The organism is Mumia sp. (assembly GCF_028803055.1).
Classification (GTDB): domain Bacteria; phylum Actinomycetota; class Actinomycetes; order Propionibacteriales; family Nocardioidaceae; genus Mumia.
The window spans coordinates 1-20,252 of record NZ_JARBCJ010000038.1 but is presented as its reverse complement, the minus strand read 5'-3'; the positions used below and the strand labels follow the sequence as shown (position 1 = coordinate 20,252).

Sequence of the window (20,252 nt, the reverse complement as noted above, 5' to 3'; positions counted from 1 at the left end):
CGACACGGCCCCCTTGTTCAGCGCAGGTGGTCGGGGAGCTCAGACGCAGCTCCCTCGTCAAGCATCCACAGCGTCTGCTCGGTGCCGGTCACCCCAGCCGCTGGAGTCTGGCGGACGTCGTCGCCGGTGAGTGCTCGTGCGACCGCGGACGCCTTGCCGTCACCCGAGACGAGGAACCACACCTCCCGGCCCCGGTTGAGTGCCGGATAGGTGAGCGTGACCCGCGCCGGCGGCGGCTTGGGGGAGTCGCTCTCGCTCGCGGTGTCCCGATCGTCGATGGCGAGCGTGGGCTTGCCGGGGAACAACGAGGCGATATGGCCGTCCGGGCCGACGCCGAGCATGACGACGTCGAACACTCGGTCGCGCACCACCTCGGCGTACTGCTGAGCAGCCTCATCCAGGGACACCGTGCCGTCGTCCGGCGCCATCGGGTGGACCCGTGCTTCGTCGACAGCGACGTGGTCGAGGAGCGCCTCGCGGGCCTGTCGCTCGTTGCGGTCGTCGCTGTCGGCCGCGACGAACCGCTCGTCGCCCCAGAAGATCTCGACGCGTGACCAGTCGACGCGACCGTCCTGGGCTCGCGCAGCGACCGCACGGTGCAGCTTGTCGGCGATCGTTCCGCCGGTGAGGACGATCGCCGGCACCCGGCCCTGCGACTGGAGCGCAGCGAGAGTCGAGACGAGCTGGTCGGCGATGCTGCGGGCGAGCTGGTCGGCATCATTGTCGATGAGGATCTCGGGGTCGTCGTTCACCGTGTCGTGTCCGTCCGCTGGGGGGTGGTCTTGGCGGGCGCCTTCTTGGCCGCCGACTTCTTGCCTGACGCCTTCGTGGCCGCCGACTTCTTGGTCTTCGCCCCCGAGGCCGCCGGGTCGCTGGGCGCGTCGACGGACGGCTTCGAGCGCCCCGACGTCTTCGAGGACCGGCCGACGGCACCGTCCTCACGGCGCAGCAGGCGCTGGACCGTCTCGGCATAGACGTCGTCCTCGTCGAGGCGACGAAGGTCCTCGGCCAGGAGCTCGGCTGTCGTCCGACGCTTGAGCGCGACGGCCCGGTCAGCCTCACCCGGCACCATGAACACACCGTGGCGGCCGTCGTGCCGGAGCACCGCGATGTCGCCGATGATCGAGTGCAGACGGACCTCCGTGATCCCGGGGCCCCGAGAGACGGAGTGCTGGACCGGCACCTTGAGCCGGGCCTCGAGCCAGGCGACCAGCAGGTCAGCGCTGGGGTTGCCGCGTTCGGCGACGACCGACCCGCCGGTGACCACCAGCTCGACCTGGTCCAGGGCAGCCGCCAGGAGCGCGCGCCACGGGGTCAGCCGCGTCCACGCGAGGTCGGTGTCACCGGCCTGGTAGGCGCGGGCGACCCGCACGAGAGCGGCGTGGCGGGTGCGTGCGGCGGCGGCATCGGTGATCCGCCGCGTCGCGAGCGAGCCGAGCGGATCCTGCGCGGGAGCCTTGGGCGCCGCACCGGGCCACCAGGCGACGACGGGGGAGTCCGGAAGCAGGAGCGGCAGGACGACCGACTCGGCGTGCTGGGTGAGCTCACCGCTCATCCGGAGGATGATCGACTCGCCGGCGCTGTCGTTGCCGATCCGGACCTGCGCGTCGAGGCTCGCGGGGCCGCGCTTGGACCGCAGGATGACGCCGAGGACGCGCGCGGGGTGCTCGCGCGAGATCACCCGGGCGGCCCGCATCGCGTCGTAGTACCGTGCCTCGTCCGTGACGACGATGAGCGTGAGCACCATCCCCATGGCAGGACTCCCGGCGGCGATGCGCGCCTTCACCAGCGCCGAGGCGACGGCGCTCGCGCTGGTGTCGTTCAGATCGACCTTCATCGCTGTCCTCGCTCTTCGTCGCGTGTCACGGCTGGGGCTGGCGCAACGTCGTCATGGCCGCCGCCAGGACCGCCCGTCCCGTTCGAGCATGGCGTCGGCCGACGCCGGTCCCCAGCCGCCGGAGAGGTACGGCTCCGGCATGCTGATGCCCTCCTCGGCCTGCTCCGCCCAGTAGTCGATGATCGGGTCGAGGATCTTCCACGAGAGCTCGACCTCCTCCTGCTGGGGGAAGAGCGGGGGATCACCGAGGAGCACGTCCAGGATGAGCCGCTCGTAGGCCTCCGGGCTCGACTCGACGAACGTGCCGCCGTACGCGAAGTCCATGTTGACGTCGCGCAGCTCCATCGCGGTCCCCGGGACCTTGGACCCGAACCGCACGGTCACGCCCTCGTCCGGCTGGATCCTCATGACCACGGCGTTCTGGGTGAGCTCGGAGGTGTCGTACTTGGCGAACGGCTGGTGCGGCGCACGCTTGAACACGACGGCGATCTCGGTGACCCGGCGCGCCAGCCGCTTGCCGGTGCGCAGGTAGAACGGCACGCCCGCCCACCGTCGCGTCTCGATGTCGAGGCGGATCGCGGCGTACGTCTCCGTGGCCGATGTTGCCGGGATGTCCTGCTCGTCGAGGTAGCCCTTGACCTTCAGGCCCCCGGCCCAGCCGGCGGTGTACTGCCCGCGAGCGGTGTGGAGGTCGATGCGCTGCGGCGGCCGTGCCTGGGCGAGGACCTTCTGCTTCTCCAGGCGCAGGCTGCGCGCACTGAACGAGACGGGAGGCTCCATCGCGACCAGCGCCATCAGCTGGAGAAGGTGGTTCTGGATGACGTCGCGGGCGGCCCCGATGCGGTCGTAGTAGCCGGCCCGCCCCCCGATGCCGACGTCCTCCGCCATCGTGATCTGCACGTGGTCGACGTAGTGGGCGTTCCAGACCGGCTCGAACAGCTCGTTGGCGAAGCGGAACGCCAGGATGTTCTGGACGGTCTCCTTGCCGAGATAGTGGTCGATCCGGAAGACCGCCTCAGGCGGGAAGACGTCCGAGACGACGTCGTCGAGCTCGATGGCGCTCTCGAGGTCGTGGCCGAACGGCTTCTCGATGACGACTCGGCGCCACGAGTCGCCGGCGGGCTGCGCCAGCCCGTGCTTCTTGAGCTGTCCGATGACCGTGGCGAAGAAGCCGGGAGGGATCGACAGGTAGAAGGCGTAGTTGCCACCGGTGCCGCGCTCACGGTCGACCATCTGGACGGTCGAGACGAGGTGCTCGAAGGCCTTGTCGTCGTCGAACGAGCCGGGGACGAAGTGGAAGCCCTCGGACAGCTGCGCCCAGACCTCCTCACGGAACTCCGTACGCGCGTACTTCTTCACCGACTCGTAGACGACCTGCGAGAAGTCCTGGTCCTCCCACTCCCGCCGGGCGAACCCGACCAACGAGAAGCCGGGCGGGAGCAGACCGCGGTTGGCGAGGTCGTACACCGCAGGCATCAGCTTCTTGCGCGAGAGGTCACCCGTGACACCGAAGATCACCAGGCAGCTCGGACCCGCGATACGCGGCAGCCGGCGATCCTCCGGCTGCCGCAACGGGTTGACGTACGGCGCAGGGCCGTTCCGCCGCTCGCGGGTCACTCCAGCGCCTCCCGCAGCGTGCCGCGTGAAGCCTCCGAGCGGTCGAGGTGCAGCCTCAGCACGGGCCGTCCGTGACCGGCGAGGACTCCGGCGTCGCCGACGGCCTGGGCGATCAGGAACTCGCCGAACGTGAACGGCCGTCCCGGGACGTCAAGGTCCTGGTCGGGATCTCCGGTCACCTGCAGGTAGACACCGGTCGTGGGCCCCCCCTTGTGGTACTGGCCCGTCGAGTGGAGGAACCGCGGCCCCCAGCCGAACGTCGTCGGCCGGCCGGTCCGGCTCGCCAGCACGTCGCGGGCGTCGGCGAGGCCGGTCTCGCGCGTGCGGTCGAGGTAGGCCTGGACGGCGACGTAGCCACGCTCCGGATCGAGCTCGTCCAGCAGCGAGGCCACCGCCTCCCGCACGGTGGTCGTGTCGTCGGGAAGCCAGCCGGAGTAGTCGTACACCGTGACCCCGCCGTCGGAGAAGACGGCCACCGGGCCCTCGGAGGAGCCCTCGAGCATCTCGCGCGCCGCCTGCTTGGCGCTCTCGACGTCGGGCTGGTCGAACGGGTTGATGCCGATCAGGTGGCCGGCGATCGCAGTCGCGTACTCCCACAGGAGGAAGAGCGCACCCAGAGGAGCGTCGACCGCGAAGCCGTATCCCGATGCGGCCTGGGGGTGGTCGTCGCTCATCGGGCCGATCATCCCGACGACCTCGTCACGGGTGCTGGCATCGGCGTTGGGTGCGTCCGGCGGCCCCACGACGACCGGAAGGATGCCCTTGCCCTGCTTGCCGGTCGACTCCGCGACGAGCTGCTCGACCCAGTCACCGAAGCCCACGTTGGTCGAGCCCGCGTCGGCCAGCACCAGCTTGTCGGCGCCGTCGGCGTTGGCGACACCGAGGAGAGCTCCGAGGACCAGCGCCGGGTTGGTAGCGTCGTCGGCGGCGACGTCCTCGGCGATCTCGTCAGCCTGCTCCAGGAGCGCACCGACGTCGGCGCCGGCCAGCCCGCTCGGAACGAGGCCGAACGCCGTCAGCGCCGAGTAGCGGCCGCCGACGTCGGGGTCGGCGTGGAAGACGCGATAACCCTTCTCGGTCGCCTCGACGTCGAGCGGCGAGCCGGGGTCGGTGACGACCACGATGCGGGTGGCGGGGTCGATGCCCGCCACCTCGAACGCGTGCTCGTACGCCCGTCGCTGGCTGTCGGTCTCGACCGTGCCGCCCGACTTGCTGGAGACGACCACGACCGTGCGCTCGAGGTCGTCGTCGATCGCCTCGCGCACCATGTCGGGGTCGGACGAGTCCAGGACCGTCAGGGGCACGCCCGCCGTGGCGCAGATGACCTCGGGCGCCAGCGAGGAGCCGCCCATCCCGCACAGCACGACGCGGTCGAGTCCGGCGCTGCGCAGCTCGTCCCTCAGGGACGTGACCTGCGCGACGAGGGGGACCGAGGTGACGTGAAGGTCGGTCCACGCGAGCCGCTTGCGTGCCTCCTCCTCGGCGTCCGGACCCCACAGGGTGGCGTCGTGTCCGGCGACGCGGCTCGCGACCCGGTTGGACACCAGGTCGTCGATGGCCGCGTCGAGGGCCTTCTCGTCGGGATAGGCGAGGCCGAGCTCGAAGCCGGCCGGGGATGCTGCGTCGTCGCTCTGCACCGATTCGCTCCTGAGGTGGTCAGCCGCGGCGTGCGCGGGCGGCGGTCAGCTGGTCCTGGACGGTCCGGACGAGGTCGGTCCACGAGGACTCGAACTTGTCGATGCCCTCCGACTCCAGGGTGTCCATGACGTCGTCGAGGTCGATCCCGACCTCGGTCAACGACCGGGCGACCTGCTCAGCGTCGGCCTTCGTGCCGGTGAGGGTGTCACCGGTCACCTCGCCGTGGTCGGCGAAGGCACGCAGCGTCGCGCCGGGCATCGTGTTGACGACGTTCGGACCGACCAGCTCGGTGACGTACATCGTGTCCGGGTAGTCGGGGTTCTTCACGCCCGTCGAGGCCCACAGCGGCCGCTGCCGGTTCGCCCCCTGCGCCTCGAGCGCCTTCCAGCGGTCGGACGCCGAGAACTCCTCGTACACCGCGTACGCGAGTCGCGAGTTGGCGACGCCGGCCTTGCCCTTGAGCGCCATCGCCTCCGACGTGCCGATGTCGTCCAGCCGCTTGTCGACCTCGCTGTCGATGCGGCTGACGAAGATCGACGCCACCGACTGCACGTCGGAGATGTCGACCCCGTCCGCGAGGGCATGCTCGAGCCCGGAGGCGTAGGCGTCGAGGACCTCGCGGTAGCGCTCGAGCGCGAACAGCAGAGTGACGTTGACGCTGATCCCGGCGGCGATCGTGGCGGCGATCGCCGGGATGCCCTCACGGGTCGCCGGGATCTTGATGAAGACGTTGGGCTCACCGACCTTGTCCCACAGCTTGCGGGCCGTGGCGATGGTCTGGTCGGTGTCGTAGGCGAGCGACGGCTCCACCTCGATGGACACACGGCCGTCGACGCCGTCGGTCGCGTCGTAGACGGGGCGCAGGATCGACGCCGCCTGGCGGACGTCGGTGGTCGTCAGCTCGAACACCGCGCCGGCCACCGTCGTGTCCGGGTCGGCGGCGAGCCCCTCGTCGAGCTGCGGCTCGTAGCGCTCACCCGCCTTCATCGCCGAGGCGAAGATCGTCGGGTTGCTCGTCACACCCACGACGTGGTCCTCGTCGACGAGTCGCGTCAGCTCACCTGTCTCGGTCAGCTCGCGGGACAGGTCGTCGAGCCAGATCGACACTCCTGCGTCGCTGAGTGCCTTCAGTCGGTCTGTCATCGCGCTCTCCTCCGTCTTCGGTGGGCGCCGCGCGCCCGGTGCGGACCCGCTCAGTGATTGGTCTGCGGAAGGATCGTCTGCATCGGCTTGGCGAACACGCCGACGCCACCGGTGTGACCCGAGGCGGCGATGCTCTCCTTGGCCGCGCTCACGACCGCTTCGGCGGTGATGTCGAACTCGTCGTACAACGTCTGGAACGCCGCGGAGGCGCCGTAGTGTTCCAGGCTGACCGTGCGGCCGGCGTCGCCGACCACCTCGCGCCAGCCCTGGGAGATGCCCGCCTCGACGCTGACGCGTGCGCGGACGTGCGGCGGGATGACCGAGTCGCGGTAGGCCTCGGTCTGTCCGTCGAACCACTCGCGGCACGGCATCGACACGACGCGTGCCGCGATGCCCTCCGCCGCCAACGTCTCACGTGCGGCGACCGCCAGCTGCACCTCCGAGCCGGTCGCGATCAGCACCACGTCGGGATCGCCCTCGGTGTCGAGCAGGACGTAGGCGCCCTTCACCGCCTCCTCGGCGGGGGCGAAGCCGTCCTTACCCCGCGGGAACACCGGGAGGTTCTGGCGGCTCAGGGCGAGGCCGGCGGGGTGCGTCGGGGACTCGAGGATCTTCTTCCAGACGACGATGGTCTCGTTGGCGTCGGCAGGACGGACCACGTCGAGTCCCGGGATCGCCCGCAGCGAGGCGAGCTGCTCGATCGGCTGGTGGGTCGGGCCGTCCTCACCGAGCCCGATCGAGTCGTGGGTCCAGACGTAGGTCACGGGGAGCTGCATCAGCGACGCGAGGCGCACCGAAGGCCGCATGTAGTCGGAGAACACGAGGAACGTGCCGCCGTACGGGCGGGTCGGGCTGTGCAGCGCGATGCCGTTGAGGATCGCGCCCATGCCGTGCTCGCGGATGCCGAAGTGCAGCACGCGGCCGTACCAGTCGCCGGAGAACATCTTGGTCGCGTGCTCGGGCGGGAGGAACGACGGCTGGCCCTTGGGTGTCGTGTTGTTCGACCCGGCCAGGTCGGCCGAGCCGCCCCACAGCTCGGGCAGCACCGGTGCCGCCGCCGTCAGGAAGGCGCCGGAGGCGACGCGCGTGGCGACACCCTTGGGGTCGGCCTCGTACGTCGGGAGGTCGGCGTCCCAGCCGTCGGGGAGCTCGCGAGCGTTCAGGCGGTCGAACAGGGCGGCCGACTCCGGGTTGGCCTCACGCCACGCGGCGTACAGCTCGTCCCACTCGGCCTGCAGCTGCTCACCGCGAGCACGGGTCTTGCGGGTGTGCTCGATCACCTCCGGCGGGACCTCGAACGTCTTGTCGGGGTCGAAGCCGAGGATCTCCTTGGTCTTCGCGACCTCTTCCGCCCCGAGGGCGGAGCCGTGCGAGGCCCCGGTGCCCTGCTTGTCGGGTGCGGGCCACGCGATGATCGTCTTCAGCGCGATGAAGCTCGGCCGGTCGGTGACCGACCGTGCCGTCTGGAGGGCCTCCCAGAGGGCTTCGACGTCCTCGGTGTAGCCGGTGCCGTCGTGGGTCCAGTCGACCATCTGGACGTGCCAGCCGTAGGCCTCGTAGCGCTTGAGCACGTCCTCGTTGAACGCGACCGCGGTGTCGTCCTCGATCGAGATCCGGTTGTCGTCCCAGATCACCGTGAGGTTGCCGAGCTGCTGGGTGCCCGCGAGGGAGCTGACCTCGGAGGCGACGCCCTCCTGCATGTCGCCGTCGGAGGCGATCGCATACACGTGATGGTCGAACACGCCCTCGCCCATCGGGGCGTCGGGCTCGAGCAGGCCGTGACGGCGCCGCGCGGCCATCGCCATGCCCACGGCGTTGCCGACGCCTTGCCCGAGCGGACCGGTCGTGACCTCGACGCCCGGCGTGTGACGGAACTCGGGGTGCCCCGGCGTCCGGCTGCCCCAGGTGCGCAGCGACTCGAGGTCGGCCAGCTCCAGCCCGAAGCCGGCGAGATAGAGCTGGATGTACTGAGTGAGGCTGGAGTGACCGCACGAGAGCACGAAGCGGTCGCGCGCCGCCCAGTCGGGGTCGGCGGGGTTGTGCCGCATCAGCTTGTTGTAGAGCAGGTACGCCGCCGGCGCGAGGCTCATGGCGGTCCCTGGGTGGCCGTTCCCGACCTTCTGGACGGCGTCCATCGCAAGGACGCGGACGGTGTCGACCGCCTTGCGGTCGAGCTCGGTCCACTCCAGCTTGGTGCTCACGTCGGCGTGCTCCTCGTACGGTGGTGCGGGGTCCCCGGCGCGGCGTTGCCATGTCGCACGGCGCAGTCGCCGGATCACGGACAGGTCTCGGGTGTGAGCCTACTCGTGCCCCATCGTTCTCGCGGATCGGCTCCCGGTCATGAGATTGCGGGCTGGGACCGTGGTCGCCGTCACGTCACGCGCGGGCACCATGCACCCGCGCGTGCGTCGCTTCGCGACGTGACTAGACTCGCGGCGTGACCGCAATCGACCCCGAGCTGAGCGCTGTGCACCAGCGTTCCTCGCACCCGTCGAACGGTCGTCCCCGTCTCGCTGACGTCGTCACCGCCTACGTCGGCCTGATGAAGCCGCGCATCATCGAGCTGCTTCTCCTGACGACCGTGCCGATGATGTTCCTCGCCGCCCAGGGTGTCCCCGGCCTCTGGGTCGTGGTGGCCACCCTGGTGGGTGGCACGCTGTCGGCGGGGTCGGCCAACGCCCTGAACTGCGTCTTCGACGCCGACATCGACCAGCAGATGCGTCGCACGCGTCGCCGTCCGCTGCCGCGCCACGCGGTGACCACGCAGGCCGCACTCGTCTTCGGTCTCGCTCTCGGCGTGATCTCGACGTTGTGGCTGGGCTTCTTCGTCAACTGGCTCTCCGCGGGTCTCGCTCTCGCGGCCAACGTCTTCTACGTCGTCGGCTACACGATGCTGCTCAAGCGTCGTACGGCCCAGAACGTCGTGTGGGGCGGCCTCGCCGGATGCTTCCCGACCCTGATCGGCTGGACGGCGGTCACCAACGAGCTGGCCTGGGCGCCGGTCGTGATGTATGCGGTCGTCTTCTTCTGGACGCCCCCGCACACCTGGGCGCTCGCGACCCGCTACCGCGAGGACTACGCGCGGGCCGACGTCCCCATGCTCCCGGTGATCGCGCCGGCGACCGTGGTCGGGCGCAAGATGCTCGCGTACTCGTACGCGATGGTGGCGACCTCGCTGCTGCTGTGGCCGATCGCGCCGACCGGCTGGTTCTATCCCGCGGTCGCGGTGGTTCTCGGCGCGGCGTTCCTGCTCGAGGCGCACCTCTTCCTCGCTCGGGCACGGCAGAGCTCGGAGCTGTCGGTGCTCAAGCCGATGCGGCTGTTCCACTGGTCCAACGCCTATCTCGCGCTGCTGTTCGTCGGCGCTGCGGTCGACCCCTTCCTGCGCTGACGCCCTGACGTGCGCTGAGGCGTTGCGGATCGACATCGCGACCACCTCACGGGCGCAACGTCGATACACAACGCCTCAGTCTCCCCAGCGGCCGGACCGGCGGGGCCCGTACGCGCCCTGAGGACCCACCTGTGGTCCATGACCGACATCACCTCTGCCGTCGTCGACGCGCAGCATGGCGTCCTCACCTCCGCACAGGCCGCAGCGCTCTTCGGCGTAGCCCATGTGCGCTCGCGCGTCTATGCCGACGTCTGGCAGCGACCGCACCGCGGCGTCGTCGTGCTCCACAACGGGCCCCTCACCGCGGAGCAGACCACGATGGTCCGTCTCCTCTCGTGCTCGCCCGGTGCGGTCCTCGCAGGACCGAGCGCTCTGGCGTACGACGGGCTCACAGGGTTCGAGACCGACGCGACGTACGTCTCGGTCCCGATCGGCGCCCGCCGGCCCTCGATCGGCGGGATCGTCGTCCACTGGAGCGCCTACCTCGACCACCGCGACGTCAACCCGGCCCGATTCCCTCCGCGGACCCGGCCGGCCCGGAGCGTGCTCGACTTCGCGAGCTGGACCGACAACGAGCGCTACGCGAGGGCGATCGTGCTCGCCGCGGCGCAGCAGCGCGTGGTCCGGACGAGCGACCTCCGCGACGCGATGACGCGACGGGGAGCGTGTCGGCACCGTGCCCTCGTGGTGGAGTCGTACCTCGACGCCGCGGGCGGGATCCAGTCGCTGCCCGAGCGTGACTTCGACGCGATCCGTGCGCGTTACCGTCTACCGCTGCCGGCTCGGCAGCGTGCGGTGGTGCGCAACGACAGGCGCTACTACCTCGACGTCGACTGGGAGGAGTACGGGGTCGGCTGCGAGATCCACGGCATCCCGCACCTCGACGTGAGGAGGTGGGACGCCGACGCCGGTCGCGGCAACGAGCTGCTGATCTCGGGGCGGCGTACGGCGGTCTTCACGTCCTACGCCATCCGTCGTACGCCCGCCGCGGTCGGGGACCAGTTGAGACGGCTGCTGCAGAGCGCCGGGTGGGACGGGACCTGATGCCTTACGTATCGACATTGCGACCATCTCCTGGGCGCGATGTCGATACGCAACGCCTAAGCGCCCGTGGGGGAGGGCGTACGCGTGGTGGGGACGGAGGCGCGGCCGCGGGACTCGAGCGTGGCCCAGGTCGCTGCCGCGGCCAGGATGCCCGCTCCGAGCAGGTGCAGGCCCACCAGCACGATGGGGAGATCGGTGAAGTACTGCACGAACCCGATCAGGCCCTGCCCGAGCTCCACCGCGAGCAGCACGACAGCCGCGCGGACCGCGGTCGCCGGAGCACCGACGGCCTTGTACGCGAGCAGGAGCCCGACCGAGAGGCCGAGCAGGAGGAACACCGCATCGGCGTGCAGCTGCGTCACCGACACCGGGTCGAAGCCGTTGCGGGCCGTGTCCGGGTCGCCTGCGTGGGGACCGGCTCCGGTGACCACCGTGCCGATCATCACGGTTGCCCACATCACGGCGTACGTGAGCCAGCCGAGCACGCGGACCGGCGAGGGGACGAGGTCGGCCGACGGACCGGGCGGCAACGACGTCTCGCGCAGCAGGACGGTGGACAGGCTGACGAGGCCGATCGAGACGGCGAGGTGGATGGCGACCACCCACGCGTTGAGGTCGACGAGCACCGTGATGCCCCCGATGCCGGCCTGCAGGGAGATCCCGAGGGCCATCAGGGTCGCAACCAGCACGGCGTGCGGGCGCCGGGGTCGCCAGGCACGGACCGCGAACCACGTGGCGATCGCAACCGCGACCAGCACGAAGGTGAGCAGCCGGTTGCCGAACTCGATGAGGCCGTGGGCGCCCAGCTCGTCGTGAGGAACGAAAGAAGCGTCGGTGCAGCGCGGCCAGGTCGGGCATCCGAGCCCGGAGGCGGTGAGGCGGACGGCCGCGCCGGTGACGATGATGCCGATGTTGGCGACCAGCGAGGCCCAGGCCCAGCCACGGACGAATCCGTCGGTGGGGTTGCGGAACTTCTCGATCAACGTCATCACTCCCACTTGAACGTCCGAGCGGTCGCTGCTGCGGCGACTCCCGCCCAGACCACGAGCACCACGATGCTGGAGACGGGCGGCGCGCTCCCGTCGAAGACGGTCCGCATGCCCTCCGACAGCGCGCCGGTCGGCAGCACCGACAAGAAGGTCTGGGCCGCATCTGGGTAGCGGCTCAGGGGGACCAGCACCGCACCGCCCACCAGGAGCAGCACGTAGACCAGGTTCGCGACGGCCAACGTCGCCTCCGCCCGCAGGGTCCCCGCGAGCAGGAGCGCCAGGGCCGCGAAGGCCGCAGTGCCGAGCAGCGCCAGCACCACCATCCAAGCGTACGCCGCGGCGCCCCCGTCGGGCTCCCAGCCGAGCCAGAGGGCGACGAGCACCAGGATCACGAGCTGTGCAGCCTGTACGAGCAGGACCGACCCGATCTTGCCGACGAGGAGGCCCCAGCGGGGGAGCGGGGTGCTGCCGAGGCGCTTGATGACGCCGTAGCGTCGCTCGAAGCCGGTCGCGATGGCCAACGACGTGAACGACGACGACAGGATCGCGAGGGCGAGCACGCCCGGAGTGACGATGTCGATCGGGCGCCCGGGGCCGAGGTCGACGATGCGGGTCGCCTCCGTTCCTGCCACCAGCAGCAGCAGGGGGATGACGAGCGCGAGCAGGAGCTGCTCACCGTTGCGCATCAGCAGGCGCGTCTCCATGACGGTCTGCGCGAGGACCATGCGGGGGACGGGGGCGGCACCGGGCCGAGGCGCGAAGTCGAGGCTCACGAGCGGAGCTCCCGTCCGGTGAGGTCGAGGAAGACGTCCTCGAGCGTACGGCGGCGTACGGCGATCTCGTCGAGCAGGACGTCCTGGGTCGCGAACCATGCCGTCACCCCCTGCAGCAGCGCAGGGTCGACCGTGCCCGAGACGAGGTAGACGCCTGGGCTCTGCTCGACGACCTGCGACCCGGCGGGGAGCGCCGTCACGAGCCCGGCGGTGTCGATCCCCGCCGGCGCGCTCAGGCGGATCGTGTTCTCGGCACCCTCGCTGGTGAGGTGCTTCGGGGAGCCGGAGGCGATGAGACGGCCGTGGTCGATCACGTGGACCCAGTCGGCGAGTCGCTCTGCCTCGTCCATGAAGTGGGTGGTGAGCACCACGGTCACGCCGCTGGCGCGGAGCTCGTCGACCAGCTCCCACGTCGAGCGCCGGGCCTGAGGATCCAGGCCGGCGGTGGGCTCGTCGAGGAACACCAGCTCGGGGCGTCCCACCAGCGCGGTCGCCAGGGCGAGGCGCTGCTGCTGGCCTCCGGACAGGCGTCGGTACGGGGTGCGGCCGACGCCCCCCAGGCCCAGGCGCTCGATCAGAGAGTCGACGTCGAGCGGGTCGGCGTACAGGCGGGAGACGTAGCGGAGCATCTCGTGGGGGTACGCCGCCGACCAGGCGCCCCCGCTCTGGAGCATCACGCCGACCCTCGGACGCAGACGTGCGGCGTCACGGACCGGGTCGAGGCCGAGGACGCGGACCGTACCGGCCTGGGGGCGCCGATAGCCTTCGCAGGTCTCGACCGTCGTGGTCTTGCCGGCTCCGTTGGGACCGAGGACGGCCGTGACCGTGCCGGTCTCGACGGTGAGGCTCAGGCCGTCGACAGCCGTCGTGTCGCCGTAGCGCATGACGAGGCCGGCCACCTCCACGGCGAGGGAATTCACTGGCCCAGTCTAAAGTTCTCGTGTTCGATAGGGGCTGCTGGGGCTGCCGCCGGGGCGTCCCCGGAGAAAGGGCCCTGTGTTCAGCAGGATGGGACGGTACGTCGTCCGGCACCCGTGGCAGGTGATCCTCGCGTGGATCGTGCTTGCGGTCACGGTGGTGGCGCTTGCGCCGCCGTTGCAGTCGACCTCGGAGGAGGCGGACTTCCTGCCTCGCGAGTACGAGTCGATCAAGGCGCTGGAGGCGCAGGCCGACGCGTTCCCCGAGCTGGCCGACACCGAGCCCGCGGCGATCGTGGTCGTGGACCGCGCCGACGGCAAGCCCCTCACGGCCGAGGACTCGGCAGCGGTCGGGGCCCTCGCCGACGACCTGAGCGCCGCGGACATCGAGCACCTCGCAGACATCCGGGCGAACCCGCCGTCGGAGAACGGCCTCGTCCAGACGATCACCGCGGGACTCACCGAGGGCACCGACCCGTTCGACACCACGCTGACCGACAGCGCCCGGGACCTGCGCGAGCAGGTCGATGGGGCCGTCGAGGACACCGACCTGCGTGTCGGGGTCACCGGCTCGATCGCCCAGAACCTCGACGCCGAGGAGTCGGCCGGCAACGCCGAGGCCGCGGTCGGCATCGCGACGATCGGTCTCATCGTCGTCCTGCTCCTGGTGATCTTCCGCAGCCCGATCATCGCGCTGCTCCCGATCCTCGTGATCACGATCATCTCCCAGGTGGCGACGGGCCTGATCTCGATCGCCAACGAGGCCTTCGGGCTCCAGGCCGACTCGTCGATCACGGTGATCCTGATCGTCGTCCTGTTCGGCATCGGCACCGACTACATCCTCTTCCTGATGTTCCGCTATCGGGAGCGGCTGCGAGACGGGGAGGAGCCGAAGGCGGCGATGGTGCATGCGATCGAGCGCGCGGGCGAGGCCATCGCATCGGCCGGTGGAGCGGTCATCGTGGCGTTTCTCGCGTTGCTGCTCTCCTCCCTCAGCATCTTCCGCTCGATCGGCCCGGCGCTCGCGATCGCCGTCGCGGTCACGGTCGTGGCCGCGCTCACCCTCATCCCGGCCGTCGTCTCGCTCCTGGGGACGAAGGTGTTCTGGCCCTCGAAGGCCTGGAAGACCGAGCCGAAGAATGCCCGGTTTGCGGCGATCGGCGACTCCCTTGGTCGACACCCGGGGAGGTTCGCGCTCGCCTCGGGTCTGCTGCTGGCGTCACTCGCGGTGTTCGCGTTCGGCTTCAAGCCGTCGTTCGACTTCTCCCAGCTGAGCCTGCCCGACGACGCGGAGTCGATGGTGGCGAGCGAACGCATGCTGGAGGGCTACCCGGCGGGCGCCACCGCCCCGCAGACGGTCATTCTGCGCAGTACGGACGGCGATCCGATCGTGCAGGCTGACCTGGCCCCGTTCGGCGCGGTGCTGGCAGGGGCCGACGGGGTCGCTCAGGTGGCGGACCCGGTCCCGAACGCCGATGGCTCGGCCGCGCTGTTCGTCGTGACGCTCGAGGACGACCCGATGTCGGACGCCGCGATGGAGCACGTCGAGGGGCCGATCCGTACGGCCGCTCACGACGCCGCGCCAGACGGCTCGGAGGCCCTCGTCGGCGGGACGACGTCGATCTTCGTCGACCTGCAGGACGCGATGAGCCGTGACTACTCCGTCGTCTTCCCGGTCGCCGCGCTGCTCATCATGGTGATCCTCGGGCTCCTGCTGCGGAGCCTCGTCGCGCCGCTCTATCTGATGGCGTCGGTCGGGTTGGGCTTCGGGGCGACGCTCGGTGCGACCGTGCTCGTGTTCCAGGTGGCCCGAGGCGAGGACGGCCTCATCTTCATGCTGCCGATCTACATCTATCTCTTCGTGGTGGCGCTGGGCACCGACTACAACATCCTGATGATCGCCCGCCTGCGAGAGGAGTCCCGCCAAGGCCGGGACCCGCACGCGGCCGCGGCCTGGGCCGTACGCCACGCGGGTCCGACGATCGCCGCGGCGGGCCTCATCCTGGCGGGATCCTTCGCCGCGCTCATGCTCGGAGGCAACCCGTTGCTGGTGTCGATGGGCTTCGCGATCTCGTTCGGGATCCTTGTCGCTGCGTTCGTGATGTCGATGTTCTTCACCCCGTCGCTGACGGCGCTGCTGGGCCACACCGCCTGGTGGCCCGGCCACGGCGACGAGGCGCGCGCCGGTGACGCCGATGAGTCGGTCGACGTCGGCTCCGACCGCCTGACCCGAGAGAGGTGACGCGATGCCGCTGCCCGTGATGCCGCCCGTGCGCCCGATGCTGGCGAAGTCGGTCAAGGGAGTGCCCGATCCCAGCAAGGTCCAGGGCGGGCTGTCGTACGAGCCGAAGTGGGACGGGTTCCGCTGCATCGTCTTCCGCGACGGCGACACGGTGGAGATGACGAGCCGCAACACGCGCGATCTGACGCGCTACTTCCCCGAGCTCGTCACCGCGTTCCGGGAGAACCTGCCCGAACGATGCGTCCTGGACGGCGAGATCATCGTGGCCGTCGACGGTCGGCTGGAGTTCGAGGTCCTCCAGGAGCGCATCCACCCGGCGGCCTCACGGATCGCTCTGCTCGCCGAGCAGACGCCCGCGTCGTACGTCGCCTTCGACCTGCTCGCCCTCGGTGACGACGACCTGACGGGGGAGCCGTTCGAGCTGCGCCGCGCCCGTCTCGTCGAGGCGCTGCAGGATGCGAGCGATCCGGTGCACACGACGCGGACCACGCTGGACCCCGCCGTCGCCGAGGAGTGGTTCGGGCAGTTCGAGGGGGCGGGGCTCGACGGTGTGGTGGCCAAGCCGTTGCGGGCGCCGTACGAGCAGAACGCCCGCACCATGCTCAAGGTCAAGCACGAGCGCACGGCGGACGCCGTCATCGCCGGCTACCGGCTCCACAAGACCTCGACGCCGGAGAAGCCCTTGCTCGGTTCGATGCTGCTCGGGCTCTACAACGACGAGGGCGTCCTCCAGCACGTCGGCGTGTGTGCGGCCTTCACCGCATCACGGCGGGCGGAGCTGGCGGCCGAGCTCGACCGCCTCGCGGTGCCCGTCTCGGAGCACCCGTGGGGGCGGTGGGCCGAGGCCGAGGCCCCACGAGGCCGGGGACCGGCTGCCGGGAGCGCAGAGCCGGTGGAGCGCCGGCAAGGACCTGTCCTTCGTGCCCATCAACCCCGTGCTCGTCGCCGAGGTGGCGTACGAGCACATGGAAGGGACGCGGTTCCGGCACACCGCCCGCTTCAAGCGGTGGCGGCCGGACCGCGACCCCGAGTCGTGCACGTACGAGCAGCTCGAGGAGGTCGCCTCGTACGACCTCGGTGACGTGCTGGGCTGAGCCGACCGATCAGCTGCTGGCGGGGTTGCCCTTGAGCGGGATGTCGCGCAGGGTCAGGTAGAGGATGAGCGCCACCACGGCGCTCGCCAGCAGCGAGAGGGGCACCAGCAACACGGCCGACAGCGACTCGACGCCCCCCAGCACCTGGGGAGAGGGTCCGCCGCCCATCAGCATGTCGGCGCCGAGGACGAGCAGCACGACGCCGATCGTCTGGACCGTGCCCAGCAGAGCACCCCACCGGTAGTAGCCGAAGGCGATCGCGGCGCCGCCGAGGAAGTAGCTGAGCCCGCTCAGCGACCACGACAGCCAGATCCCGAAGAAGTCGCCCGAGGAGTCGTAGAGGTGGGCGTCGAGAGTCACGGTCGGCAGGTCGAGAGCATCCAGGACCAGTGACTCCACCAGCATCCCGATCGCGCCAAGGAGGGCGAAGGTGATGCCCAGGCCGACGGCGGCCACGATCGTGCCTCGGAAGAGCGACCGACGTGTCGCGCCTCCCACGACGTGGAGCGTGAGGATCGAGGGGGGCATGATGAGGCCCATCACCCCGAGGAAGGCGGGCGCGGAGCCGAGGAACCCGTCGCCCGTGCTGGACTCGAGGTCGCCCCACCGGTCGATGACGTAGGCGACGGCCACGGTGATCGTCGCGACGGCGATCCAGAAGTAGGCACCGATCTGCCACGTGCCCAAGAAGAGCGTGTACGCGCTCGTGACGGTGCCGCGTTGCTCCTGCGCCTGGGCGGTGACGGGGGAGACGGTGGCGCTCATCGCGCGTCCTCCTTCATGGGATCGGGTTCCTGGCTGAGGTGGATGAAGAGGTCCTGGATGGACACCCGGGCGATCTCGATCCCGGCATCCCGGGCCAGCGCGATCTCGGCGGGCTCGAGGCTGCCTTCGAGCGTGAGCTGCGTGGTGCCGCCGAGGTTGCGCGTCGCCAGGACGCGGTGCTCGTCGGCGAGCTTGCTCACGGCAGTGCTCGGACCCACGAGACTCACCGCACGGCTCCGGAGGGCGTCGGCCGTCTCCGAGACCAGGGTGCGGCCACGGTGGAGCATGACCACGTCCTCGAACAGCCGCTCCACCTCCTCGATCAGGTGGCTCGACACGACGATCGTGCGGGGGTGGTCGGTGTAGTCGTCGAGCAGCGCGTCGTAGAACGCGTACCTGCTTGGCGCGTCCATGCCGAGGTAGGACTCGTCGAAGATCGTGAGCGGCGCCCGGCTGGCGAGCCCGACGATGCAGCCGAGCGCCGACTTCTTGCCGCGTGACAGCCTGGCGGGTGTCGTACGGGGGTCGACGTCGAACTGGTCGAGCAGTGCGCGGGCGTAGTCACCGTCCCAGTGCGGGCGGAGCTCGTCGTAGTAGCCGAGCGTCTCGTTGATCGAGGTGTCCCCGAGGACGTCGCCGGACTCGCGGACGAGCTGGACGCCGGCCATGACGACGGCGTCCTCGAACGGATCAACGCCGTTGACCAGCACCGTCCCGGAGGTCGGTCGCCGCAGCGACGCCAGGAGTGACAGCGCCGTCGACTTGCCGGCGCCGTTGCGCCCGAGGAGCCCGGTGATCGTGCCGGGCCGGACGGTGAAGCTGACGTGGTCGAGGGCGGCCTCGTCGGTGCGGCGGCGGCCGTACCTGACGGTGACGTCGGTCAGCTCGGCTCCGTACGGGGTGGTCATCGTGTCTCACCTTCTGCGACGCGAGGGGCGGGGAGGGTCTCCGGGTGCTCGTCGAGATAGCCGATGAGCTCCGAGCGCGGGATGCCGAGCAGGTCGGCCTGCTCGACGGCGGGTCGGAACACCCGCTCGAGGTAGGTGTCGCGGCGCTCCTTGACGAGCCGGTCGTGCGCGCCGACCGCCACGAACATCCCGAGACCGCGACGCTTCTCGATCAGGCCCTCGTCGACGAGGATCGCGAACGCCTTGGCCGCCGTCGCCGGGTTGATGCGGAAGGTCGTCGCGTACTGGGTCGTGGACATCACCTGTGACTCCTCAGGCAGGTCGCCGCTCACGATCTGTGCGCGGATCTGGTCGGCGATCTGGATGTAGATCGGCTCCGGTCCGTCGAACACGCTCCGCTCACCTCCCGTGGTTCATTACTGGACTAATGAACCACACAACCTCACAGGAAGGCAAGGCCTGGTGCTCAGTCGTGGTCGCCGGGCGGGGCCATCTCCGCGGCGACGCCGACGAGGCGTACGGCTCGGGTCCGGTCGGTGCGTTCGAGCAGCGAGGCGGCCGCGTCCGCGATCACTGCGGCATCGGACGTCGGCCCGGCGAGCGTGGTGCTGCGCGTCCGGGTCTCGAACGGGACGTAGCGAATCTTGAGGCGGACCCGGACCGCCGGTCGCCCGTCCTCGACCACGTCGCGCGCTGCGAGGGCGGCGAGCCTGCGGACCTCCGCCTCGACCTCGTCCGGATCACGCAGATCGGTCTGGAACGTGACCTCGTGACCGTGCGACCGCGGCACCCACGGCGTCGGGTCGACGGGCGAGGTGTCGACGCCACGGGCGAGGCGGCGGTACCACGGTCCCATCGTCGGACCCAACGCGGCAGCGAGGACATCCTCGTCGGCGTCCCCGACCTCGCGGACCGTGCTCAGACCGAGTGCGGCGAGCTTGGCCGCCGTCTTGCCGCCGATGCCCCAGACGCCGTCGGCCGGACGCTCACCCATCACCGCCCACCAGGTGTCACGAGTGAGCACAAAGGTGCCGCGGGGCTTGCCGAAGTCGGTCGCGTTCTTGGCGCGGATCTTGTTGTCGCCGATGCCGACCGAGCAGTGGAGGCTGGTCCGGTCGAGGACTCGCGGCTGGACCTGGCGGGCGAACGCCACCGCCCCGTCCGCGTCTTGGACGGCGTCCGGCACCGCAACGAACGCCTCGTCCCAGCCCAAGATCTCCACGGCCGTCCCGACACTGCGGAGGGCGTCCATCACCTCCGTCGACGCCGCGTCGTACGCGGGCTTGTCGACGGGGAGGAACACGGCGTCGGGGCACTTCTTGGCGGCAGTCCGCAGCGGCATGCCGGAGCGGACGCCGTACTCGCGCGCCTCGTACGACGCCGTCGACACCACGCCGCGCTCGCTGGGGTCGCCTCGTCCCCCGACGACGACAGGCTTGCCGGCGAGCTCGGGTCGGCGCAGCACCTCGACCGCAGCGATGAACTGGTCGAGATCGACGTGCAGCACCCACATCGGTCAGCCTCCGGCCGCGTCCTCGTCGGCGTCGGTCCAGTTGGCGGCGTTCTTGCGGCTCGGCTGCACGCGAGGCGGCTCGCCCGGCATCTTGGGGTAGTCGGGTGGGTACGGCATGTCGCCGAGGCCTTGCTCCTCGTCTCGGGCGTAGAGGTCGAGGAGCGGCTCGAGCGAGCACGCGGTGTCGTCGATCGGCGCGTGGAGGTCGCCGAGCTCGGCGAAGCGCTGCGGCACGGTGTGGAGGTTGAAGGCGCGCGGGTCGTCGACGGTCGCCAGCTCGTCCCAGGTCACCGGCGTGGAGACCGGGGCACCTGGCTTCGGACGGAGGCTGTAGGCGCTGGCGATCGTCCGGTCGCGGGCGTTCTGGTTGTAGTCGACGAA

17 protein-coding genes and 1 pseudogene are annotated in these 20,252 nt (G+C 70.4%); 4 read left to right on the top strand and 14 right to left on the bottom strand.

Going from position 1 to position 20,252, the window contains the following annotated elements; genetic code table 11:
- Positions 1-17 precede the first annotated feature (17 nt).
- The 6 genes from pgl to tkt are packed head-to-tail and all read right to left on the bottom strand — an operon-like array spanning position 18 to position 8,436.
- Positions 18-752, bottom strand: coding sequence for a 6-phosphogluconolactonase (pgl, locus tag PV363_RS05920; protein WP_220345026.1), 735 nt, complete (start codon positions 750-752; stop codon positions 18-20).
- Positions 749-1,837: a glucose-6-phosphate dehydrogenase assembly protein OpcA gene (locus PV363_RS05915; RefSeq protein ID WP_220341568.1), complete on the bottom strand. Its 1,089-nt coding sequence runs from the start codon at positions 1,835-1,837 to the stop codon at positions 749-751. The genes pgl and PV363_RS05915 overlap by 4 nt, the downstream gene beginning before the upstream one ends.
- A gap of 51 nt (positions 1,838-1,888) precedes the next feature.
- On the bottom strand, positions 1,889-3,454 hold the full coding sequence (gene zwf, locus PV363_RS05910; protein WP_220341569.1) for a glucose-6-phosphate dehydrogenase: 1,566 nt from the start codon (positions 3,452-3,454) through the stop codon (positions 1,889-1,891).
- A complete protein-coding gene (locus PV363_RS05905) occupies positions 3,451-5,091 on the bottom strand; it encodes a glucose-6-phosphate isomerase (protein ID WP_220341570.1) in 1,641 nt (546 codons plus the stop codon). Before PV363_RS05905 ends, zwf begins: the two co-directional genes overlap by 4 nt.
- Positions 5,092-5,110: 19 nt before the next feature.
- Positions 5,111-6,235: a transaldolase gene (gene tal / locus PV363_RS05900; RefSeq protein WP_301021881.1), complete on the bottom strand. Its 1,125-nt coding sequence runs from the start codon at positions 6,233-6,235 to the stop codon at positions 5,111-5,113.
- A 50-nt stretch (positions 6,236-6,285) separates the two neighbouring features.
- On the bottom strand, positions 6,286-8,436 hold the full coding sequence (tkt, locus tag PV363_RS05895; RefSeq protein ID WP_220341572.1) for a transketolase: 2,151 nt from the start codon (positions 8,434-8,436) through the stop codon (positions 6,286-6,288).
- A 266-nt stretch (positions 8,437-8,702) separates the two neighbouring features.
- On the opposite strand from tkt, the gene PV363_RS05890 reads away from it, so the two are divergent.
- Positions 8,703-9,626, top strand: a complete 924-nt coding sequence (locus tag PV363_RS05890) for a heme o synthase (RefSeq protein WP_301021882.1) — start codon at positions 8,703-8,705, stop codon at positions 9,624-9,626.
- A 138-nt stretch (positions 9,627-9,764) separates the two neighbouring features.
- Positions 9,765-10,670 (top strand): hypothetical protein, encoded by a 906-nt coding sequence (locus tag PV363_RS05885; RefSeq protein ID WP_301021880.1) that lies wholly within the window; start codon positions 9,765-9,767, stop codon positions 10,668-10,670.
- Positions 10,671-10,726: 56 nt separating this feature from the next.
- Here the strand turns inward: PV363_RS05885 and PV363_RS05880 are convergent, their stop codons facing one another.
- Genes PV363_RS05880 through PV363_RS05870 form a run of 3 tightly spaced genes read right to left on the bottom strand, consistent with a single transcriptional unit; the run spans position 10,727 to position 13,352 of the window.
- Complete coding sequence (locus tag PV363_RS05880; protein ID WP_220365209.1) at positions 10,727-11,659, bottom strand: COX15/CtaA family protein; 933 nt, start codon at positions 11,657-11,659, stop codon at positions 10,727-10,729.
- A complete protein-coding gene (locus PV363_RS05875) occupies positions 11,659-12,432 on the bottom strand; it encodes an ABC transporter permease (RefSeq protein WP_301021879.1) in 774 nt (257 codons plus the stop codon). Before PV363_RS05875 ends, PV363_RS05880 begins: the two co-directional genes overlap by 1 nt.
- The gene (locus PV363_RS05870) at positions 12,429-13,352 is read right to left on the bottom strand and encodes an ABC transporter ATP-binding protein (RefSeq protein ID WP_301021878.1); all 924 of its coding nucleotides are present in this window, start codon (positions 13,350-13,352) and stop codon (positions 12,429-12,431) included. The genes PV363_RS05875 and PV363_RS05870 overlap by 4 nt, the downstream gene beginning before the upstream one ends.
- A gap of 88 nt (positions 13,353-13,440) precedes the next feature.
- Here PV363_RS05870 and PV363_RS05865 point away from each other — a divergent pair, with 88 nt between their 5' ends.
- Positions 13,441-15,591, top strand: a complete 2,151-nt coding sequence (locus PV363_RS05865; RefSeq protein ID WP_301021877.1) for an MMPL family transporter — start codon at positions 13,441-13,443, stop codon at positions 15,589-15,591.
- A 4-nt stretch (positions 15,592-15,595) separates the two neighbouring features.
- Positions 15,596-16,672 (top strand): ATP-dependent DNA ligase, encoded by a 1,077-nt coding sequence (locus PV363_RS05860; RefSeq protein WP_301021876.1) that lies wholly within the window; start codon positions 15,596-15,598, stop codon positions 16,670-16,672.
- Between the two features lie 22 nt (positions 16,673-16,694).
- On the opposite strand, the gene PV363_RS05855 is transcribed toward PV363_RS05860, so the two are convergent.
- From PV363_RS05855 to PV363_RS05835, 5 genes and pseudogenes are all read right to left on the bottom strand, one after another.
- The gene (locus tag PV363_RS05855; protein ID WP_220365205.1) at positions 16,695-17,450 is read right to left on the bottom strand and encodes a hypothetical protein; all 756 of its coding nucleotides are present in this window, start codon (positions 17,448-17,450) and stop codon (positions 16,695-16,697) included.
- Positions 17,447-18,358 (bottom strand): ABC transporter ATP-binding protein, encoded by a 912-nt coding sequence (locus PV363_RS05850; RefSeq protein ID WP_301021875.1) that lies wholly within the window; start codon positions 18,356-18,358, stop codon positions 17,447-17,449. Before PV363_RS05850 ends, PV363_RS05855 begins: the two co-directional genes overlap by 4 nt.
- The gene (locus PV363_RS05845) at positions 18,355-18,750 is read right to left on the bottom strand and encodes a GntR family transcriptional regulator (protein WP_301021874.1); all 396 of its coding nucleotides are present in this window, start codon (positions 18,748-18,750) and stop codon (positions 18,355-18,357) included. The genes PV363_RS05850 and PV363_RS05845 overlap by 4 nt, the downstream gene beginning before the upstream one ends.
- A gap of 74 nt (positions 18,751-18,824) precedes the next feature.
- Positions 18,825-19,871 carry a DNA polymerase IV gene (locus PV363_RS05840; protein WP_301021873.1) on the bottom strand — a complete coding sequence of 349 codons (1,047 nt, stop codon included), beginning with the start codon at positions 19,869-19,871 and terminating at the stop codon, positions 18,825-18,827.
- A gap of 3 nt (positions 19,872-19,874) precedes the next feature.
- Positions 19,875-20,252: pseudogene (locus PV363_RS05835) on the bottom strand (ATP-dependent DNA ligase); the annotation flags it as partial.